This is a genomic window from Flavobacterium geliluteum (assembly GCF_017948595.1).
GTDB lineage: Bacteria > Bacteroidota > Bacteroidia > Flavobacteriales > Flavobacteriaceae > Flavobacterium > Flavobacterium flavipigmentatum.
The window spans coordinates 92,354-111,755 of sequence record NZ_JAGFBV010000015.1 but is presented as its reverse complement, the minus strand read 5'-3'; the positions used below and the strand labels follow the sequence as shown (position 1 = coordinate 111,755).

Sequence of the window (19,402 nt, the reverse complement as noted above, 5' to 3'; positions counted from 1 at the left end):
TAAACAAAAAATTGATATAATTTTGTCTTTACAAAGCATTGGTGAGGTTTATTGGTTCGCAAAACAAATTTACTAAACCTCTGCTTTGTTTTTTATACTATAGAAACTAGCAACTTGAATTAATTAATTGCTACATTCGGGGAAAGTAACTTTTATGCTACGATCCCCGTTTTTTAGTATTCTTCTTCTCCTTTTTTTCTTTACTTCCTGCAAAGAAAAAAAGGAGAAGAATATTATTAAAAGTCCCATTCAAAAAGAAGCTCATATTTTACTTGAAAAAGGATTATTCAACCTTAAGAATAAAAACTTCAATAGTGCTTTCTATAATTTTAATAAATCAAAAATAAAATTTGAATCTCTTCACGACAGCATAAATATTGCATATAATTTGATTCAGATGGCTTCTATTCAGCAAATCAATGGCGATTATTACGGCAGTAAAGAAACCTTAACAGAAGCTTTACCATACATTAAAAAAGACGATATTTATCTTCTTTCAATATATAATTTCTTTGGCATTGCAGATAAAGAATTGTCACTTTACGATGATGCTATTATTTCATACAAAACTGCTTTAAAAAGTGTAACGGATTCAATATCAAAAAAATCTCCCCTAAACAATATTGCGGTTGTTTATATCAAGCAAAAAAAATACGACAAGGCTATTCAAATTTTGGAATCAATTTTAAATAGTAAAATAAGTAATCAGTTACCTCAGACAACAAAAGCACGTGTTACAGACAATTTAGGTTACGCTTACTTTAAAAAAGGAAATTTTGATAAAGGTATTTCTTTGATGAATGAAGGACTTGCGATGCGAAATAAAATTGATGATGCATACGGTGCGATCGAAAGCAACTTGCATCTCGCAGAATATTATGCCAAAACTAATCCGAAGAAATCTATTGACTATGCGCAAACTGCTTATCAAACGGCCACAAAATTTAATAGTATTGACGAACGTCTGAAAGCATTATCCTTTTTAATTTCAACTGATTTTAGTTCGAAAAATACACAGTATGCCCAAAAATACATTTTCCTGAACGATAGTATTATCAAGATTCGAAATAATTTTAAAAACAAATTTGCCAAAATAAAATACGATTCTAAAAAAGAAAAAGACGAAAATCAGAAACTTCGTTTAGAGAGAGCCGAAAATTTGCTGACGCTTCAAAAAGTAAAGTACCAGCGTATTGTTTGGTTGATTGTAGCAGTTTTTCTTTTGATTCTGATTCTGGTTTTGATTCGCTATTTCCGCAACAGAAATCGAATCGGAAAACTAAAAGCTTCGTACGATACCGAGACCCGAATTGCTAAAAAAATTCACGATGAGTTGGCCAATGATGTATTTCATGCGATCACTTTTGCCGAGACCCAATCTTTGACAAGCGAGAATAAAAAAGAAAAATTATTGGAGCAACTGGACCAGATTTACGTTCGTGTAAGAGGAATTTCGAGAGAGAATAACGATGTTGATACGGGTATCGGATATTCTAAAAACATCAAAGAAATGCTCTCTACTTTTAACTCTGAGAGTAGAAATGTTATCATTAACAATTTTGAAAAAGTAAATTGGGAAGGTCTGGATGATATAAAAAAAATCACTATTTACCGCACTTTACAAGAGTTAATGGTCAATATGAAAAAGCACAGCGAGGCGTCTATAGTGATTGTGAAGTTTGAAAACTTGCAAAATTCGCTGCTTATTGACTATGCCGACAACGGAAAAGGATGTGCAAAAGAGGAAATAATCAAAAATGGTTTGCAAAATATGGAAAACCGTATTCTGGCCATAAAAGGAACTATTACTTTTGACTCAGAACCGCATAAAGGTTTTAAAGTAAAAATAGCCTTGACTAAATAAGAGCCACATGTTTAAAAAAGTATTAGTAGCCGAAGATTTTGACAGTATTAATCTAGGAATCGAACAAGCCTTAAAAGATCTGAATATTGTAGATTTTCAACATTCGAAATATTGTGATGATGCATTTTTGAAGATGCGAAAAGCCATCTTGGATCACGAACCATACGATTTACTAATTAGTGATTTGTCTTTTAAAACAGATCATCGAGAAGTAAAAATTGCCAGCGGAGACGAGCTCATCGAGCAAGTTCGCGCGCTGCAACCGAACATTAAAATTATTGCCTATTCTGTAGAAGACAAAGGCTATCGTATCAAGTCACTTTTTGAAAACTCAGGGATAAATGGTTTCGTACTTAAAGGCAGAAACAGTATCGAGGAACTAAAAAAAGCGATCAACTTGCTGGCTGTCTCAGACCAAAGATATGTTTCATCTGAAATAGCGACAGTCATTCAAGAAAAAAACAACTACGAAATAGACGATTTTGATGTCCTGATTCTCAAGCAACTTTCGTTGGGTGTACCTCAGGACGATATCGGCGCAACATTTAAAGAGTTGGGCATAAAACCCAACAGCAAAAGCACTATCGAAAAAAGAATTGCCAAACTTAGAGACTTTTTTAAGGCAAACAACACGGTACATCTCGTGGCTATTGCAAAAGATATGGGAATTATTTAGGTTTTTTTTATCACATTACGGTTTTCCATAAAATACTGGTTTTTAATGGTTTTACATTTGAATAATTAAAAAATCAAATACTAAACCATTCTAAAAATGAACCTTATGGAAATTAATATTCAACTTAAAGCGTTAGCTGATAAAATAAACCAGCTAAAAAGCAAAATCGAGACCGAAGAGTCTACCAAACATGCTTTTGTGTTGCCTTTTATACATGTTTTGGGATATGATGCTTTTAACCCTCTGGAAGTAGTGCCTGAATTTACAGCCGATTTAGGTTTAAAAAAAGGCGAGAAAGTAGATTATGCCATCTTTCAAAACGGAGAACCCATTATCATAGTTGAATGCAAAAGCTGGAAAGAAAATTTGACCGTTCATAATTCGCAACTTTTTCGTTATTTTCATGTGACCAAAACTCGATTTGCACTTTTGACCAATGGAATCGAATACCAGTTTTTTACTGATCTCGATGATAAAAACAAAATGGATCAGAAGCCATTCTTAGAGTTTGACATCACCAATCTCAAAGAAAATATTATCAATGAAATTACAAAATTTCATAAAACAAATTTTAACGTTGATAACATTGTAAGCAACGCAAGCGCTTTAAAATATATCAAAGAGATTAAAAAGCAAATCACTATCGAATTGGAAAATCCTTCAAACGATTTTACAAAACTTTTCGCCAATAAAGTGTATGCTGGGAGACTTACAGAAAAAGTAGTAGACGAGTTTAAAGATTTGGTACAAAAATCCTTAAACCAATTTATCAGCGAAAAAATAAATGACCGTCTTAATGCTGCACTTACCAAAGAAACGATCAAACAGCAAGGAGAACAGGTTGAATCTATTGAAGAAGAAAGTAAAATAATTACAAGCGAAGAAGAACTTGAAGGGTATCGCATTATCGTTGCCATACTAAGACGAAAAATTCCTACCAGCCGAGTTGTTTATCGTGATACCCAATCTTATTTTGGTATTTTATTAGATGATAATAACAGAAAACCTCTTTGCCGATTGCACCTTAACGGCAGTAAAAAATACATCAGCCTCTTTAACGAAAATAAAACCGAAGCCAAAATCTCTATTGCTTCAATTGATGATATTTATCAATTTGAAAAGGAATTACTGGACACTGTCACTCTTTATGAAACCGAATAAAATTCATAAAAAAACATATTAATCCCGTATAAATACGCTATTTCATTAGAGTTGTTCTTTTTACATTTATAAAATATGCTTTTCAATTATAAAATACCGCTCGTATTGCTGTCTTTAGGATTAATTTCCTGTAAAAAGCAATTGCCTCCTCAAAAAATAAATACTTTTTACAAAGAGGTAATCACGCCCGCTGACCGCCAGACCATTACCGTAGAAGAGGCCAAAACCTACCATACCAATACAACGCATCAGTACGAGTACAGGACAGGAAAACCAGGACATTATGAGTACAATTATGATGTAAAAGGAATAAATACCGAAGGAGATTCTGTTTTTGGAAACATTAATATTGAAGGAAAATATGGTGCCGGAATCCTGACAAACGATTCGATTCCGGTTATTGAAATAAAGGCTGAATGGGTTCATTATGGAAAACTAAAAGCAGTCGATCAACACGGAAACTACTATCAGCTCGTAGTCAGATAACAGTAGTACTCCCCAAATCTATACGTACATGAAAACCATTTATATCCTACTGTTTCTTTTTCTGAGTCCTTTGAATATTATCGAAACTCAGGTTTATATTTGTGGCCAGACGGGAGCCAAAAAATACCATTATAACGAAAGCTGTCGTGGCTTATCTTCCTGCAAACACGGAACTTTTAAAACATCTCTTTCGCAGGCCAAAAACTACGGGCTTACGCTTTGCGGCTGGGAAGATTAGGCAATAAAAGCATAAAGATGTTGCCTCTGAAGTAATCTTCTGGATGTGCTATGCGTGTAATTATTTTTTATTTATGAATAATCGGTTGTAGAAGCCTTTTCTGGCGATTTTTTATTTTAGAAACTCAAATTTTAATTACATTGCAAATCCAAAAACACTACAAATGAAAACTCCTGTTGCCTCTTGTTTTATATTCTTATTTGTCTTTGCAAATACAGTAAATGCTCAAAAAAACAATGCTATTTACGACATCGTAGTGGCAACAGATGGCAGCGGAAATTATACTAAAATACAAGAAGCTTTTGATGCTGTGCCCGAAAATAACTCTAAACAAATTGTGATTTTTATAAAACCGGGGATTTACAAAGAAAAACTAACACTGGCTGCTGCCAAGAAAAATGTAAAGCTTGTAGGCGAATCGTACCAAAACACAATTCTGACGTATGATGATTATGCCGAAATTGCGGGCGGTACCAAAAAGTCTTTCAGCGTATGCATTGAGGCAGATGATTTTACAGCAGAGAACATTACTTTTGAAAATACCATCGACAGCCAATTGCCACAATACCAAAAAGGAGGGCAAGCTGTCGCGCTGATGGTTACGGGAGACAGAGGTGTCTTTCACCTGTGTAAAATAACTGGTTTTCAGGACACTTTTTATCTAAAAGACAACAAAAGAACCTACATTAAAGATTGCATTATTGACGGAACCACAGACTTTATTTTTGGTGCCGGAATAGCCTTGTTTGAAAACTGCTTTATCAGCATCAGAAAAGATTCTTACATCACCGCGAGCAATCATGAGATTGGCAAAAGCAAATATGGTTTTGTGTTTAAAGATTGTGTTTTTATGACCTATCCCAAAGAGACTGTCACCAACGTAAGTTTTGGCAGACCCTGGGGTGCTGGTGCCAATGTAGTGCTAGTTCATTCGTATGAAGGCCCCAAGATAGCAGTAGATGGTTGGTCGGTATGGTCAAAAGACCCCAGCCATAAAGCGTTTGACAACTGGAAAACTACTTTTTATGCCGAATACGATTGTTTTGGTCCTGGCTATCAACCCAAAAAACGGTTGTCATGGACACATCAATTAACTAAAGAAGAAGCATCTATGTATACCAAAGCAAAGATATTTGCGGCTAATACTACCACCGCGGTTCCTCTTGAAGGAGATTGGAATCCCGTAATCGAAAAGGACAACTGCCGCTCTATTCTACCTTCTAAAAAAGCTAAAAACGCTGTTGCGAATTATCAAAAAGCATTCTAACAGGGATAAAATAGCGTTATTGGGATTAAAAGCTCCTCCGATGGGGTTCTGAGCTGCAACGTTGAGGTTAGGAACCGCATCGTTTAGGTCTGGAACCCCAACTTTGGGGTTAAGAACCGCATCAACGGGGTTAGGAACCCCATCGTTTAGCTCTGGAACCTCAAATTTGGGGTTAAGAACCGCATCAACGGGGTTAGGAACCCCATCGTTTGGGTCTGGAACCTCAAATTTGGGGTTAAGAACCCCATCGTTTAGGTTTGGAGCCTCAAATTTGGGGTTAAGAACCGCATCAACGAGGTTAGGAACCCCATCGTTTAGGTCTGGAACCTCAAATTTGGGGTTAAGAACCGCATCAACGGGGTTAGGAACCCAATCGTCTGGGTCTGGAACCTCAAATTTGGGGTTAAGAACCTCATCAACGGGGTTAGGAACCCCATCGTTTAGGTCTGGAACCTCAAATTTGGGGTTAAGAACCGCATCAATGGTGTTAAAAAACCCAAAATTGAGCTATAAAAAAACCGAAATCAATTAAAGTTGATTGCGGTTTTTAGTTCTTTTTTATTCTAAAGAGATTGCTAAAAAACAATTTCCATTATTGTAAATTCCTGCCCAGCCTTAGTAAACGTTTGCTGCGTATCTTTCAATCCAAATTTTGTATAAAATGTCTTTTTATTGGTTCTCGCATTGCACCAAACTTTTTTCAGTCCTTTGTCTTTTGCAAGTTGCAAAATATATTTCAAAAGTCTCGAAGCCATTCCTTGTCCCTGATAACTTTCTAATGTTGCGAGTTTTCTAAATTGCATTTCATCGGCAATGATAAAGCAGGAAACTACCGTTACTAATTCTTCATTAATAAATGCTCCAAAATGCAATCCTTCATCATCTTCTTCGAGTTGAACAAATTCAAAGGGCTGATTGGGCCACATCACTTCATGCCTGATTTTCCAGGTATCAGAAGCTTTGATTTCTTTGATTATCATAAGGAAAATTTAAAAATCATATCCCGAAAAAACAGTAAAAACCTAAGGATATACTACTTTTTCGCAATATATTTCGGGATTATCGACAATAATTTTCTTGGTTCCTTCTTCTGTTTCCTCACCTACACATAGCATTTGCAATGTTTTTGCAGTATCATCCACATTATACGTCCAAATTGTTTTATCAGATAAAATAATTCCAGAAAACACACCATTCAAATCCTCTTTATCATAAAACACAAAGTTCTCAGATTTTACGATTTTTCTTTCTTTTGTTTTTATATTTTGTTCATAAAACAAAATCTGCTTGTCATTTATAACGATTAATTCGTCCTTTTCACTGCTGGAGATTTTGCTTTTTTCCTTAGTTGTCCAGCTTGGTTCGTTCCCTGTTTTTCTCCAAGTGCCCTGTAAATGGTTTACTAATTCTTTCCTTAAAATTGTTTTCAGTGTATCGACTTTTTGTCGTGATTCAATACCTATTGGGCTTTCCGGATCAATTTTAGAGGCAACAGAGAAAAGATCAATTGCTTTTGTGTACTCTAATTTTTTGTAATGAGAAACAGCTAAATCATATCTGTTTTTTTGAAATTTTTTTTTAACATCGCTCTGAGCGTAATTTTGTAATGCAAATAAAAAGGTAATAATAACAAGATAATTTTTCATAAAATAAAGCTATATTTTTGGCAAAAATAGATAAATTATTTCTAAATCCCAGCTAAATATATTTGCTTTTATTTCTAGTATTTTTCGTTGTTTTTTATTTAAAAAAAACCGTCTTAATCGAAAGAAAAAGACGGGTTTTTTAGACAGTAATATGTACTAAAATTAAAGAATATAATCGGTATTAATAAAATTTGATTCTTTACTATTTAATAATTCCTGCAAAATTTCGTTGTTGTAATCAATATCTTTTGAAGCTACAAACGTACGAATCGAGAACGAACGCAATGCATCCGGAATACTCAAAGTACCTACAGCAGAGTCTTTTCGGCCTGTAAAAGGAAACGCATCAGGGCCTCTTTGGCATGAGCTGTTTAAGTTTACACGGCAAACCAAATTGACCAAAGCATCAATAAGCGGTGCAAGAGTTTTGATGTTTTTTCCGAACAAACTCACCTGCTGACCATAATTGGACTCCGCCATATCGTGCAAAGGTTCTTTAATATCTTTAAATGAAATCACTGGAATAACGGGGCCAAATTGCTCTTCGTGGTACACACGCATTTCTTTATTAACAGGAAATAAAACCGCTGGAAAAATATAATTCTCACTATGTTTTCCTCCTTTTTCGTTCAATATTTTGGCTCCTTTAGCCGTTGCATCATCAACCAATCCCTGAAGATATGCCGGCTTATCTGTTTCAGGAAGGGGTGTCAGAGAAACACCTTTCTCCCACGGATTTCCAAAAACTAACGCGTCCACTTTTTCAGAAAAACGTTTATTAAATTCTTCTGCAATCGACTCATGTACATACAAAACCTTCAATGCGGTACAACGTTGCCCGTTAAACGACAAAGTTCCGGCAATACATTCCTGAATGGCCAAATCTAAGTCGGCATCCGGCAAAATAATAGCGGGGTTTTTTGCTTCAAGACCTAAAATCAAACGCAATCTATTTTTATTAGGATGCTGATCCTGCAAAGCAATTGCCGATTTACTATTTCCGATAAGTCCTAAAACATCAACTTTTCCCGACTTCATAATAGGAGAAGCCACTTCTCGGCCTCTGCCATAAATAATGTTTATTACGCCTTTAGGAAAACTGCTTCTAAAAGCTTCTAAGAGTGATGAAATACACAAAACACCATTTTTAGCAGGTTTAAGAATCACGGTATTTCCCATGATAAGAGCCGGAATCAATAATGCAAAAGTTTCGTTGAGAGGATAATTGTATGGCCCAAGGCACAAAACAACGCCCAAAGGACCACGACGGATCATGGCATTTACGCCTTGTACTTTAGAAAAATGTGAGCTGCGGCCGTTTAACTCTTTATAACTGTCAATGGTATCGTAGATGTATTCTACAGTTCTATCAAATTCTTTTTGCGAATCTCCCAATGTTTTGCCTATTTCCCACATCAAATATTTCACTACTTCGTCTCGGGTGGTCTTCATTTGCTTAACGAAACTTTCCATACATTTTATACGGTCAATTACCTTCATCGTAGGCCATAAACCTTGTCCCATATCATAAGCATCATAGGCAGATTGCACCACTTCGTGAGCTTCTTTTTCTCCCATAAAAGGAATTGAACCCAATAGCGTAGGAGCATATTTTTCGGTAGACGATATCGTAGAAAACACAGGTGTAGTCTGACCTGTCCATTTTTTTAACTCTCCGTTTACAAGATAAGTATCTTGATTGATAAGGGTTTTAATCTGAAATTCTTCGGGTATCAAATTCATAATCTCGTAATTTATAGTTTGGTTATTTAATAGCTTTTCAAATAAAAGAGAGGCTTTTTCAGGGCCTCTCTCTAACTTTTATGACTGTACAGTTTCACCTTCCCAATCCAGGATTCCGCCAAGTAAATTATAGGCATTTTCAATCCCTAATTCGTTCATTATTTGGCAGGCTTTGGCGCTTCTTGCACCAGAACGACAGTACACATAATAGTTTTTGTTTTTGTCTAATTCTTCGATTTCATAAATAAAACCTTGTCCTTTATGAATATCTATGTTAACGGCATTTTCGATATAGCCGTCGTTAAATTCGTCTTCAGTTCGTACATCCAGTATAACTGCGTTTTTGTCAGCAGCCAGCTGAGCAATCCACTCTTCTTGTGATAAATTCATAATATTGTGTTTTTGTAAAATTACGATGTTTCTACTAATTAAAAACGTGCCCAATACGATTTCGATTATTATTCTCAGAAAACGTTTTAGAGAAAGTAGTTTAATCAGTGAAATACAAATTTACTCACTATTTTTAAAAATATACTCTATAAAATCGATAGAAAATAAGATTTTTTCATTTGCATAAAATACCTTCAAAATATGATTTTCTGACAACTTATACTGTTACATTCTGTTATCTTTGTATAAAATCATCCGTTTAAATATTTTTTTAATAAAATACAAGCCTTTCAAATTAACGGTTTTCGCATCAAGCAGCATTCAAAACAGCAAAAAATTCGAAGCTGCCCAATGTAACCTAATCCTTCTCATTCATGCAAAATTCTATACAAAAACTGTTTCCCAACTTCTCAAGCGAACTCATTTCGGATATCGAAAAAAATGCCAGCGAGCAAGATTTTAAAGCGGGAACAATTTTAATGCGCACCGGACAATACATCAAAAACACCATTTTGGTCACCAAAGGAAAAATCAAAATTTACCGCGAAGGCGAAGATGGTGGTGAGTTCCTGATGTATTATTTGCAACCCGGGCAAGCCTGTGCTATTTCGATGATTTGCGCAACCAAAAGCGAAAAAAGCCAGATCATGGCCAAAGTCGTTGAAGATGTTTCGGTGATGATGATACCGTTAAACCTGATGGACAAATGGATGATGGAACACAAATCATGGTACGAGTTTGTGATCGAAACCTACAAAAACCGTTTCGAAGAAATCCTCGAAGTAGTAGACAGCATCGCTTTTCGATCTATGGACGAACGTTTAGAATTTTATTTAAAACGCCACTCAGACGCCTGTGGCTGTACCGAAGTAAAACTCTCTCATCAGGAAATTGCAACAGAACTAAACACCTCACGAGAAGTAATTTCGAGATTACTCAAAAAAATGGAACAACGCGGTCTGGTAAAATTAAACCGAAACCAAATCGAGCTTTTAAAAATAAATAGTTGAGACCATTAGCCATAAAATACATTCGTGAATACATCAAAAAAATAATTTAAAATTTCTTCTCGTATGTGACAAATGTTACTGCACATTTGCGTTTAACGACCCAACTTTGCCTAAAAATAATACAATGGAATATTTAGGATATTTTGCTTCTATCATCATCGGAGTTTCACTTGGTTTAATTGGCGGAGGCGGCTCGATACTCACCATCCCTATTTTGGTTTATTTATTTAAAGTAAATCCAGAGCAAGCCACCTCGTATTCGCTATTTATAGTAGGATTGACAGCCATGTTCGGGAGTTATAGTCACTACAAAATGGGCAACCTGCAACCTAAATCGGCTTTGTATTTTGCGATTCCATCCGTAATTTCAATACTCATTATCAGAGAAGTAATTTTTCCTCAAATTGCCTCAACACTATTTTCTATCGCTTCTTATTCTGTTTCCAAGGATTTCCTCATTATGATCATCTTTTCTATATTGATGATTACTGCATCGATCTCTATGATTCGAAAAAAAGAGCCCAAAATAGTAACAACTGAAACCAATTATTTGCAATTAAGCATCATCGGTTTTGTAGTCGGAATCATCACGGGATTTTTAGGCGCTGGTGGCGGATTCTTGATCATTCCCGCTCTGCTCTTTTTTGCCAATTTACCCATGAAACAAGCCGTTGGAACATCACTGCTCATCATCGCCATCAATTCTTCCATCGGCTTTGGAGGCGATCTATACATCGGCACACCAATCGATTACCCGTTTCTGCTAAGCGTTTCTGCAATGGCACTCACCGGAATGTTTATTGGGAGCCAACTCTCCAAAAAAATTGATGGTGCCAGACTAAAACCTATTTTTGGCTGGTTCGTCCTCGTCATGGGATTTTATATCATCACCAAAGAAATGCTTTTTTAATCTAATTAGTTTCAAACAATTTGGCACATTTGCTTTTAAAGACAGCATCTATTTTGGGCGTTCCCTTCGGTCGGGCTATCCGCTAAATCTTTTTGTTTTTAAAGAAAAAACAAAAAGGATATCGCTCCTATCCCTAACGCACACTCGAGCAATAGAGCATCCAAACTATATTTTAGGAAAACAAAAAAGGATGAATTTTTACAACTCATCCTTTTTTCTAAAATATACTTTCTAAATCCGTTTATTTAATCGGTTTATCCACTACTGGTCTGTTCTCTCTGTTGGCCAATTCCCACGCTATTACAAAGGCCAATTTGGCTCTTTTGGTCAAAGCATCATACTCAATTTTTTCTGGTTCATCTCCTTTTTGGTGGTAATCTTCGTGAACTCCATTAAATAAAAAAACAGCAGGAATACCGTGTTTTGCAAAGTTGTAATGGTCTGAACGCTCATAAAAATGATTTGGATCTGCGGGATCGTTAAATTTAAAATCCAAATCTAATTTAACATATCTTTCATTCTGAGCTACCGTAATATTATGCAAATCCGATGATAATCTGTCGGCACCAATTACATACACATAGTTATTAGTATTAGCATGTTCTACATCACGGCGACCAATCATATCAATGTTAATATCGGCAATAGTGTTCGCAATCGGAAATAATGGGTTTTCAGAATAATAGCGTGAACCGTGTAAGCCGTGCTCTTCGCCCGTAACGTGCAAGAATAAGATAGAGCGTTTTGGTCCGTGTCCGTCTTTTTTAGCTTTTGCAAATGCTTTTGCAATTTCTAACAACGCCACTGTTCCGGAACCATCATCATCAGCACCATTATAAATTTCTCCCTTTTTAATTCCTACGTGATCATAGTGCGCAGAAATTACCAAAACTTCATTTGGCTTTTCACTACCTTCAATATAGGCCCAAATATTCTCCGAATCAGGAAGGTTTTCGTTGCGTCTTGCATTCAAAAAAGCAGCAGGAACAGCTTGGTAATAATCTTTGGCGCCCTTAGGAAAAGGAATTCCGTTATTCTTGTATTGCTCAATCATATAAATACCTGCTTTCTTTTGTCCTTTCGAGCCCGTTTCACGGCCTTCCATTTCATCAGAAGCAACAATGTACAGCATCTTTTTTAAATTTTCTTCAGAAATAATATTCATGTATTTCGCTGGTTCTGAATTGTCTTGAGGAGCGGCTAACTGTGCGTTTTTACAAGAAAACGTAGATGCAATTAGTAATAAAACTAAAAATTTTTTCATTTTAAATTAATGTAAGTTGACGAATATATAAAAGGTGTATAAAACGAGTAAAAATAGAGTAAAAAAGAAGTTTATAAAAAATAATAGAACGGTTTTTATAAAAGAAATCCATCGCGTTTCTCCATAAAAACGATGATGTGCAGGAAAAAAATAATAGATCATCCAGACGTAGCCAATAAAATTGGTAATGTCTGCCACAAAAGCTATCGGACTATTTTCTCCAAACATGCCAATCACTTTCTGAGTGATAAACATGATGAGAAATAGCAATAGCAAAAACGAAAAGTAGTGCAGGGTAAATATGCCGTGATCAAAATAATACCATTTCTTTTTATTGTGAAATAACCATAGAAAGAAAGCAAAAAACGGCATTACTACAAACAATATTTTCGGAATATTATGAAAGAAAGATTCGATAAATTTTTCGATAATTTCCTTTTTTGAATAATGTTCGGTAACCACCAAAACTTTCTTCATCGCCCAATATTCAAACTCAGAAAATTTTTCTTTTTCTGTTCCGTATTTTTGAATAGAATCGAGTTTCCTAACCGAATTTAACTCGAATTCTAATGACTCATCCAACTTTTTATTGCTCGCTTTAGCGGTTTTCTCTGTTTCTAAAGAAATGACTTCTCCGCTCTTATTTAATTGTTCACTTACGTTATTAGGAAACAAAGCAATCAAAAGAAACGTAATAAAACTGATAAAAATATAAAGGCGCACTGGCGCCAGGTACGAAAGTCTTTTTCCGGAGAGGTATTCTTTAGTTAGTGTAGATGGCTTAAAAAGTAAATTCCGAATAGTTTTCCAGAAAGCATTTTCGTAATGTGTCAAATCTTCAAAAAAATGAATAAACAAATGGTGAAATGTTTTTCGAGATTCTGTATTTTCCTGCCCACAATTGGGGCAAAAGTGTTGCTCGACAACGTGCCTGCAGTTCAGGCACGTTTTATCTTTTCTTATTGTACTTTTTGACATTATTGTGGTAGTTGATCAGTTGGTTGAGCGTTATTTTTTAAGCACTTCATTCAAAAATAATTGCAAATGCTCAAAAGCTCTTTTGGCGGCCTTTTCGTTGTAAGCAGCCCCTTTAGAATTGTCATTTCCCGCTTCAGGATTGGTAAACGAATGTACAGAATTGGCATAATAAATCATTTGCCAGTCTGCTTTGGTATCTCTCATTTCTTGCTGAAAAGCAGTAATTTCTGCTACAGGAACAAAAGGATCATCTGCACCGTGACATACTAACACTTTTGTTGTAATAGGCTCAGCAGTACGAGCTGCATCTTTTCCTAAACCTCCATGAAAAGAAGCTACACCTTTTACATTTAGGTGACCGCGAGCGGCTTCAAGAACTCCAGTTCCTCCAAAACAATAACCAATTGCAACAATATTATCGGCGTTGGCACCCGATTTTACCAATTCCTGCAAAGCCAAATCAATTCGTTTTTGATAAGCCGCAACGTTTTGCTTATAAAAACCGGCTAGCTTTCCAGCTTCGGCAGTATTTTTTGGATAATTTCCCTCGCCGTAGATATCGGCAATAAAAACATGATAGCCGAGTTTAGATAAATTTTCTGCAATTCCTTTAGAAGCATTGTCAATTCCTAGCCATGCCGGAAGCAATAAAATTCCGGGATTTTGACTGCTTTTTTTGGCAGATTTTATCGATAAGCCATTTAACACTTGACTTTCATCTGCATATTTCACAGGCTTTAATTGAGCAGTTATTGTACTCGAAACTAATATAGTAGTTAAAATTAAAAGAGCATAATTTTTCATAAAGATAGATTTTAAACAAATATCTGAAATAATATTGTACTAAAAAACCTCTGAAGATATTTATTCTAAAGCTTTTACTATATAATTTACAAAATAATATTTCTTTTAAAGGCACATCCCAATTCAATCATCGAATCTGTTTTGGCAATACCCGGAATATTATCAATTTGCTCGTACAAAATCTTGCGCATGTGCTCATGATTTTTTGCTGTAATTTTCAAATATAAAGTAAAAGATCCTGTTACAAAATAGCATTCTGTAACTTCCGGAATACCTTTTAGTGTTTCAATGATTCTCTCGGAATCCGAGTCTTTATTGAGCGTAATACCCGTAAAAGAAGCCCAATCGTACCCCATTTGTTTCTCATTTAACACAGGTTTAATTCCCGAGATAATGCCCTGTTCCATCAGACGATTGATGCGCTGATGCACCATTGTATTTGATATTTTCAAATTAGTGGCAATGGTAGAATAGGCAACCCGACCGTCTTTTTCTAATTCTTTTATTATTCTAATGTCAAATTCATCTAAAATTTCCATGAAATTGTTGTTTTTCGTTTAAAGCTATAAAGATAAAAATAAGTCTGATTTAATTCTTTCGAACAATATCAAAAATGACTTATTATGCTGTGATTAAAAGTAAAATTAGTTTTTAAATATGATTTTTAAGTTAAAATTATTCTTTTTTAATCAATAAATAAATAATTTTTATATTTTTGTACTACTAAAAAATAAATGATCATGGGACATATTCAGGAAGTACTTTCATCAAAATCTGAGGTTTTAATTGAAAAAGAAAATAAATACGGAGCTCACAATTATCACCCGTTACCTGTAGTTTTAGAAAAAGGCGAAGGAGTTTATGTTTGGGATGTTGACGGCAAAAAATATTATGATTTCCTTTCTGCCTATTCTGCTGTAAATCAAGGGCATTGCCATCCAAAAATAGTAGGAGCCATGATTGATCAGGCACAAAAACTTAGTTTGACTTCGCGTGCTTTTTACAATGATAAATTAGGAAATTACGAAGAATATGTAACCAAATATTTTGGTTTTGATAAGGTGCTGCCAATGAATACGGGTGCAGAAGCAGTTGAAACAGCGCTTAAATTATGCAGAAAATGGGCCTACGAAGTAAAAGGAATTCCGGAAAATCAGGCGCAAATCATTGTTTGTGAAAATAATTTTCATGGAAGAACAACCACGATAATTTCGTTCTCGAATGACGAAACAGCTCGTAAAAGTTTTGGTCCCTTTACAGAAGGATTTATAAAAATTGAATATGACAACCTCGAAGCCTTAGAAAAAACATTAGCCTCATCAAAAAATATTGCGGGATTTCTGGTAGAACCAATACAAGGTGAAGCAGGCGTTTATGTGCCATCTGAAGGATATTTAGCAAAAGCCAAAGCACTTTGCGAAAAACATAATGTTTTATTTATTGCCGATGAAGTGCAGACCGGAATTGCACGTACCGGAAAATTATTGGCCGTACACCACGAAAATGTACAGCCTGATATTCTTATCTTAGGTAAAGCAATCTCTGGAGGTGTTTATCCCGTTTCGGCTGTGTTGGCAAATGACGAAATTATGAATGTCATAAAACCTGGTCAGCATGGTTCTACTTTTGGTGGGAATCCAGTTGCTGCGGCTGTTGCTATTGCGGCGCTTGAAGTAGTAAAAGACGAAAAACTGGCAGAAAATGCAGAACATTTAGGAATTATTTTAAGAAAAGGATTAAATGAAATTGCCGAACGCAACGACCTAATTACTTTGGTGAGAGGAAAAGGATTACTGAATGCAATTGTCATTAATTGTACTGAAGATTCTGATTTGGCATGGGAAATTTGCTTAAAATTCAGAGACAACGGTTTACTGGCAAAACCGACTCATGGCAACAAAATAAGATTGGCACCTCCATTGGTAATGACCGAAGTACAAATTCATGAATGCCTTGATATTATTGAAAAATCTCTAAACTATTTTAGATAAATAACAATACTCCAACTTACTTTATTCTCAAAAAGACGATTATGTTTCATGATCGTCTTTTTTTGTTTACAATTAATAAAAATGCATTATTAGCTGATGTTACTTCCCATCAATTGATCTTCGATTAATAGTAACTACAATAAAACGTTGCACAGCACTTTATTCTGCATAACTTTGATTGAAGAGCTTTTGCCAACTTTTTTAAAAAATTAGCTCTTTAATATTTACTTTCTTTTTACCTTTTTAAAATTATTTTCTATGAAAAAAATATTTATACTTTTTATCGCAAGCATACTATTAATAAGCTGTAAATCTCTGGTTCCAGTAAAGTTAGAAGAAACAAAATCTGAGTATGACGACTATAATTATCTTTTTATTGCCAGAGGAAATGAGCCTTTTTGGGAGGTAAAAATAGGTGCCGAACAAACCGTTTTTAAATCATTGCTTCCGGGTGCCGAGAAAATTGTTTTTTCGTCTGTCGAGACCATTACCACAGCCAACGCTAATGTTAAGATTTATAAATTGAGTAATTCGAATTACAACTTTCAGATTACCATTTTAAAAAAAGAGTGCACTACTACTATGTCTGGCATTATGTCACCTTACAGCGTACAAATTTTAATAAAAAAAACAGCAACTAATCAAGTAGAAAATATCGAAGGCTGCGGACATTATGTGACAGATTATCGCTTGCATGATATATGGGTTTTAGAAGAATTAAACGGTAAAAAAGTAGCAATTTCTGATGTTTCTAAAGAGTTGCCAAGAATCGAAATAAATGCGTCTAAAAATGAGTTTATGGGTTTTGGAGGCTGTAATTCTATCAATGGACGTTTGTTTTATGAGAAAGATTCCCTTCGTTTCACCAATGTAACTTCGACCATGATGGCTTGCGTTCCCTCAAATTATGAGGAGGAATTCCTAAAAACCCTCCAAACCACGACCCAATATTTTATTGGAAATAATCGATTGTCTCTTTCTGATGCTTCCGGTTTACGTTTGATTTTTAGAAAAGTAGACTAGATTACAATCTAAAAATGTAAGATAAAAATTATATTATAATTATTTTAACATAAAAATTTTCTTATAAATATAAAAATAATCGTAATTTTGAAAAATTAAACTTACAAATTATATTATTTTTTACATGAAAAGGATTTTAATGTTATTAATTACAGCTTCATTGGCTTATGGCTGTAACGCTACCAAAGAGGCAAAACCAACCACGAATTCACTCTCAAAAGCAATTGAAAACAAATTGCAGGAAGTTTGGGTTCTGGATGAGATGAACGGTAAAAAGGTTACCGAATCTGATTTTGCGCAGCAACTTCCTAAAGTTGAAATCAATACTTCAGCAGAATCTTTTACAGGAAATTCGGGGTGTAACGCTATTAAAGGTTTTTTGTTTTCGAAAGAAAAAGGAGAACTTCAATTTTTAAATGTGAGCTCAGAAACAAAAAAATGCCCGGCAGCTAAAAAAGAAGATGAGTTTTTAAGATTATTAAAAACAACAACAAATTACACTAGAAAAAGTGAAAAATTATCACTTTTCAATCAATTTGGACCAACGTTGGTCTTTAAAAAATTGTAATTAAAAAAAGTAGTTTTTTTTAATGCCTCTCGTCTCACAATGAGAGGCATTTTTTTATCATTATTTCGTTGGATATTATTATTCCAATTCTTCAGTAGGCTCTTCGTCTTCAATAAAATCCAGCTCCAACGCTCTAACCGTCTGAACAGCATTTCCTGCAATACCGCGAATAGAGCCATACATCCCTAAAGTGTTATTGACTACTTTTTCTATTTGTTTCTCACGCTGTTTCCAGATACGCTGCATGGCTCTTTTTTCAGCATCCAAATCACTTTGCATCTGGGTAAAACCTTCTACGATTCCTTCTATTTGCAAACGAAATTCGTTACTAGTAAGAAAATCATACAACATTGCCATTTTATCGCCTTTGTTTTCTTGCGCCTGAACGGCTTGACTCACTTGTATAAGCGATTGTCGCAAAACGGCACTAAGACCTTTAAATTCCTCATAAGTACAAATCCAGATGCCATCACGCATTCCTAACCGCTCCATTCCGGCAGGCATAACTTCGGTTACTAAAACGCCGATATTGGCTTTTTTTGTTCGTATATCATTCTTAAATTTCTCAATCCATGCGGGCTGAAATGCTTTTGTGCGTTTACTTTCGTAATAAATAGAACCACAATTTTGTAATTCTCTCGTGTTTACAATTTGCAAACAATCTGCTCCGTTGGCGCCTTTTTTAACTTCGTCGATACTGTCAAGTGGAAAATTATTTGCCAGCCATTCCTCAATTGCAAGCTCCATTACTTCGCCCTGTAGCTGCATAGAACCTTGCTCCTGCTTGCGTTTCATTTCTTCGGTAAGCTTTTTTTGTTCTTCGAGCTGCTTTTGAAGTTCTTTAAATTTCAACTCGTTTTTATCATCCTCCTGCTTTCTAATTTTATCACGCTCGAGAATTAAAGTAGCGTTGAGCTGCTTTTCGGCTTCGGCCTGAATAGCGTCTTTCATCTCGAGTTTTTCACGCTGCAATTTGGCAATTTCGCCTTCCATTTTATTGAGTTCTCGAATTTTTTCAGATTTTTCTGTGAGCTCCTTCTCCATCGATGTCAAACGATCTTTGTTTTCCTCTTCGAGTTTGTTTTTTAGTTTTTCGGTAATTTCTTTTTCGGCTAGTTTTTTTTCACGCTCCAAACGTTCTGCAAAAAGTTCGTTTTCCTGCTTTTTTTTGGCTTCAAATTCAGATTTTGCTTTTTCTAATTGCTCATTTTTTAGTTCGAGTTCTCTCGACTGAACATTTGCTTTTTGTTGAAATTCTTTGCGAATACTATCTTCCAACTGATGTTTCAGTATATCATTTACGTCGATAGTGGTTCCGCAGCTTGGGCACTGAATTGAAGATTGCTCCGCCATTTTATTGAGTTTATTAAGTCGAATTATAAT

Annotated in this window: 21 protein-coding genes; 12 read left to right on the top strand and 9 right to left on the bottom strand. The window is 35.1% G+C overall.

The genetic code is table 11. The annotated features are described in order from the left end of the window. Positions 1 to 154: 154 nt before the first annotated feature. The 7 genes from J3495_RS10905 (at position 155) to J3495_RS10875 (ending at position 6,224) form a co-directional block, all read left to right on the top strand. Positions 155 to 1,864, top strand: a complete 1,710-nt coding sequence (locus J3495_RS10905; protein ID WP_210666588.1) for a tetratricopeptide repeat-containing sensor histidine kinase — start codon at positions 155 to 157, stop codon at positions 1,862 to 1,864. A 7-nt stretch (positions 1,865 to 1,871) separates the two neighbouring features. Beyond that, positions 1,872 to 2,540 (top strand): response regulator transcription factor, encoded by a 669-nt coding sequence (locus J3495_RS10900; protein ID WP_210666587.1) that lies wholly within the window; start codon positions 1,872 to 1,874, stop codon positions 2,538 to 2,540. A gap of 105 nt (positions 2,541 to 2,645) precedes the next feature. Next, a complete protein-coding gene (locus tag J3495_RS10895) occupies positions 2,646 to 3,701 on the top strand; it encodes a type I restriction endonuclease (protein WP_210666586.1) in 1,056 nt (351 codons plus the stop codon). A 75-nt stretch (positions 3,702 to 3,776) separates the two neighbouring features. Further along, entirely contained in the window at positions 3,777 to 4,187 is a 411-nt protein-coding gene (locus J3495_RS10890; RefSeq protein WP_210666585.1) for a hypothetical protein, read from the top strand. Between the two features lie 28 nt (positions 4,188 to 4,215). Then, on the top strand, positions 4,216 to 4,425 hold the full coding sequence (locus tag J3495_RS10885) for a hypothetical protein (RefSeq protein ID WP_210666584.1): 210 nt from the start codon (positions 4,216 to 4,218) through the stop codon (positions 4,423 to 4,425). 163 nt (positions 4,426 to 4,588) lie between these two features. Next, entirely contained in the window at positions 4,589 to 5,692 is a 1,104-nt protein-coding gene (locus J3495_RS10880; protein WP_210666583.1) for a pectinesterase family protein, read from the top strand. Between the two features lie 61 nt (positions 5,693 to 5,753). Beyond that, positions 5,754 to 6,224 carry a hypothetical protein gene (locus J3495_RS10875; protein ID WP_210666582.1) on the top strand — a complete coding sequence of 157 codons (471 nt, stop codon included), beginning with the start codon at positions 5,754 to 5,756 and terminating at the stop codon, positions 6,222 to 6,224. A 43-nt stretch (positions 6,225 to 6,267) separates the two neighbouring features. Here J3495_RS10875 and J3495_RS10870 read toward each other — a convergent pair whose 3' ends face one another. The 4 genes from J3495_RS10870 to J3495_RS10855 all read right to left on the bottom strand — a co-directional run bounded on the left by J3495_RS10870 (position 6,268) and on the right by J3495_RS10855 (position 9,471). Next, positions 6,268 to 6,672: a GNAT family N-acetyltransferase gene (locus tag J3495_RS10870; protein WP_210666581.1), complete on the bottom strand. Its 405-nt coding sequence runs from the start codon at positions 6,670 to 6,672 to the stop codon at positions 6,268 to 6,270. 42 nt (positions 6,673 to 6,714) lie between these two features. Beyond that, on the bottom strand, positions 6,715 to 7,338 hold the full coding sequence (locus tag J3495_RS10865) for a tetratricopeptide repeat protein (RefSeq protein ID WP_210666580.1): 624 nt from the start codon (positions 7,336 to 7,338) through the stop codon (positions 6,715 to 6,717). Positions 7,339 to 7,500: 162 nt separating this feature from the next. Further along, the gene (locus J3495_RS10860) at positions 7,501 to 9,081 is read right to left on the bottom strand and encodes an NADP-dependent glyceraldehyde-3-phosphate dehydrogenase (protein WP_210666579.1); all 1,581 of its coding nucleotides are present in this window, start codon (positions 9,079 to 9,081) and stop codon (positions 7,501 to 7,503) included. 78 nt (positions 9,082 to 9,159) lie between these two features. Then, positions 9,160 to 9,471 (bottom strand): rhodanese-like domain-containing protein, encoded by a 312-nt coding sequence (locus tag J3495_RS10855; protein ID WP_210666578.1) that lies wholly within the window; start codon positions 9,469 to 9,471, stop codon positions 9,160 to 9,162. 374 nt (positions 9,472 to 9,845) lie between these two features. Between J3495_RS10855 and J3495_RS10850 the strand changes: the two genes are divergently transcribed. Further along, positions 9,846 to 10,481, top strand: coding sequence for a Crp/Fnr family transcriptional regulator (locus J3495_RS10850; RefSeq protein WP_210666577.1), 636 nt, complete (start codon positions 9,846 to 9,848; stop codon positions 10,479 to 10,481). A 124-nt stretch (positions 10,482 to 10,605) separates the two neighbouring features. Next, positions 10,606 to 11,391, top strand: a complete 786-nt coding sequence (locus tag J3495_RS10845) for a sulfite exporter TauE/SafE family protein (protein ID WP_210666576.1) — start codon at positions 10,606 to 10,608, stop codon at positions 11,389 to 11,391. A 241-nt stretch (positions 11,392 to 11,632) separates the two neighbouring features. Here J3495_RS10845 and J3495_RS10840 read toward each other — a convergent pair whose 3' ends face one another. The 4 genes from J3495_RS10840 to J3495_RS10825 form a co-directional block, all read right to left on the bottom strand. Beyond that, entirely contained in the window at positions 11,633 to 12,655 is a 1,023-nt protein-coding gene (locus J3495_RS10840) for a M28 family peptidase (RefSeq protein ID WP_210666575.1), read from the bottom strand. A gap of 6 nt (positions 12,656 to 12,661) precedes the next feature. Further along, a complete protein-coding gene (locus J3495_RS10835) occupies positions 12,662 to 13,633 on the bottom strand; it encodes a DUF3667 domain-containing protein (protein ID WP_210666574.1) in 972 nt (323 codons plus the stop codon). A gap of 30 nt (positions 13,634 to 13,663) precedes the next feature. Next, positions 13,664 to 14,437, bottom strand: coding sequence for a dienelactone hydrolase family protein (locus tag J3495_RS10830; protein ID WP_210666573.1), 774 nt, complete (start codon positions 14,435 to 14,437; stop codon positions 13,664 to 13,666). A gap of 86 nt (positions 14,438 to 14,523) precedes the next feature. Then, positions 14,524 to 14,976 carry an Lrp/AsnC family transcriptional regulator gene (locus tag J3495_RS10825; RefSeq protein ID WP_210666572.1) on the bottom strand — a complete coding sequence of 151 codons (453 nt, stop codon included), beginning with the start codon at positions 14,974 to 14,976 and terminating at the stop codon, positions 14,524 to 14,526. Between the two features lie 201 nt (positions 14,977 to 15,177). On the opposite strand from J3495_RS10825, the gene rocD reads away from it, so the two are divergent. From rocD to J3495_RS10810, 3 genes are all read left to right on the top strand, one after another. Next, positions 15,178 to 16,428: an ornithine--oxo-acid transaminase gene (gene rocD / locus J3495_RS10820; RefSeq protein WP_210666571.1), complete on the top strand. Its 1,251-nt coding sequence runs from the start codon at positions 15,178 to 15,180 to the stop codon at positions 16,426 to 16,428. 258 nt (positions 16,429 to 16,686) lie between these two features. Further along, on the top strand, positions 16,687 to 17,451 hold the full coding sequence (locus tag J3495_RS10815; protein ID WP_210666570.1) for an META domain-containing protein: 765 nt from the start codon (positions 16,687 to 16,689) through the stop codon (positions 17,449 to 17,451). A 124-nt stretch (positions 17,452 to 17,575) separates the two neighbouring features. After that, the gene (locus tag J3495_RS10810) at positions 17,576 to 18,019 is read left to right on the top strand and encodes an META domain-containing protein (RefSeq protein ID WP_210666569.1); all 444 of its coding nucleotides are present in this window, start codon (positions 17,576 to 17,578) and stop codon (positions 18,017 to 18,019) included. Between the two features lie 78 nt (positions 18,020 to 18,097). Here the strand turns inward: J3495_RS10810 and J3495_RS10805 are convergent, their stop codons facing one another. After that, positions 18,098 to 19,372 carry a DUF2130 domain-containing protein gene (locus J3495_RS10805; RefSeq protein WP_210666568.1) on the bottom strand — a complete coding sequence of 425 codons (1,275 nt, stop codon included), beginning with the start codon at positions 19,370 to 19,372 and terminating at the stop codon, positions 18,098 to 18,100. Between the last annotated feature and the right edge of the window lie 30 nt (positions 19,373 to 19,402).

Excerpts from the sequence above, each read along its gene's own strand:
- J3495_RS10905 (WP_210666588.1), top strand. The coding sequence starts at position 155 with ATGCTACGATCCCCGTTTTTTAGTATTCTTCTTCTCCTTTTTTTCTTT.
- J3495_RS10900 (WP_210666587.1), top strand. The coding sequence starts at position 1,872 with ATGTTTAAAAAAGTATTAGTAGCCGAAGATTTTGACAGTATTAATCTA.
- J3495_RS10895 (WP_210666586.1), top strand. The coding sequence starts at position 2,646 with ATGGAAATTAATATTCAACTTAAAGCGTTAGCTGATAAAATAAACCAG.
- J3495_RS10890 (WP_210666585.1), top strand. The coding sequence starts at position 3,777 with ATGCTTTTCAATTATAAAATACCGCTCGTATTGCTGTCTTTAGGATTA.
- J3495_RS10885 (WP_210666584.1), top strand. The coding sequence starts at position 4,216 with ATGAAAACCATTTATATCCTACTGTTTCTTTTTCTGAGTCCTTTGAAT.
- J3495_RS10880 (WP_210666583.1), top strand. The coding sequence starts at position 4,589 with ATGAAAACTCCTGTTGCCTCTTGTTTTATATTCTTATTTGTCTTTGCA.
- J3495_RS10870 (WP_210666581.1), bottom strand. The coding sequence starts at position 6,672 with ATGATAATCAAAGAAATCAAAGCTTCTGATACCTGGAAAATCAGGCAT.
- J3495_RS10865 (WP_210666580.1), bottom strand. The coding sequence starts at position 7,338 with ATGAAAAATTATCTTGTTATTATTACCTTTTTATTTGCATTACAAAAT.
- J3495_RS10860 (WP_210666579.1), bottom strand. The coding sequence starts at position 9,081 with ATGAATTTGATACCCGAAGAATTTCAGATTAAAACCCTTATCAATCAA.
- J3495_RS10855 (WP_210666578.1), bottom strand. The coding sequence starts at position 9,471 with ATGAATTTATCACAAGAAGAGTGGATTGCTCAGCTGGCTGCTGACAAA.
- J3495_RS10850 (WP_210666577.1), top strand. The coding sequence starts at position 9,846 with ATGCAAAATTCTATACAAAAACTGTTTCCCAACTTCTCAAGCGAACTC.
- J3495_RS10845 (WP_210666576.1), top strand. The coding sequence starts at position 10,606 with ATGGAATATTTAGGATATTTTGCTTCTATCATCATCGGAGTTTCACTT.
- J3495_RS10840 (WP_210666575.1), bottom strand. The coding sequence starts at position 12,655 with ATGAAAAAATTTTTAGTTTTATTACTAATTGCATCTACGTTTTCTTGT.
- J3495_RS10835 (WP_210666574.1), bottom strand. The coding sequence starts at position 13,633 with ATGTCAAAAAGTACAATAAGAAAAGATAAAACGTGCCTGAACTGCAGG.
- J3495_RS10830 (WP_210666573.1), bottom strand. The coding sequence starts at position 14,437 with ATGAAAAATTATGCTCTTTTAATTTTAACTACTATATTAGTTTCGAGT.
- J3495_RS10825 (WP_210666572.1), bottom strand. The coding sequence starts at position 14,976 with ATGGAAATTTTAGATGAATTTGACATTAGAATAATAAAAGAATTAGAA.
- rocD (WP_210666571.1), top strand. The coding sequence starts at position 15,178 with ATGGGACATATTCAGGAAGTACTTTCATCAAAATCTGAGGTTTTAATT.
- J3495_RS10815 (WP_210666570.1), top strand. The coding sequence starts at position 16,687 with ATGAAAAAAATATTTATACTTTTTATCGCAAGCATACTATTAATAAGC.
- J3495_RS10810 (WP_210666569.1), top strand. The coding sequence starts at position 17,576 with ATGAAAAGGATTTTAATGTTATTAATTACAGCTTCATTGGCTTATGGC.
- J3495_RS10805 (WP_210666568.1), bottom strand. The coding sequence starts at position 19,372 with ATGGCGGAGCAATCTTCAATTCAGTGCCCAAGCTGCGGAACCACTATC.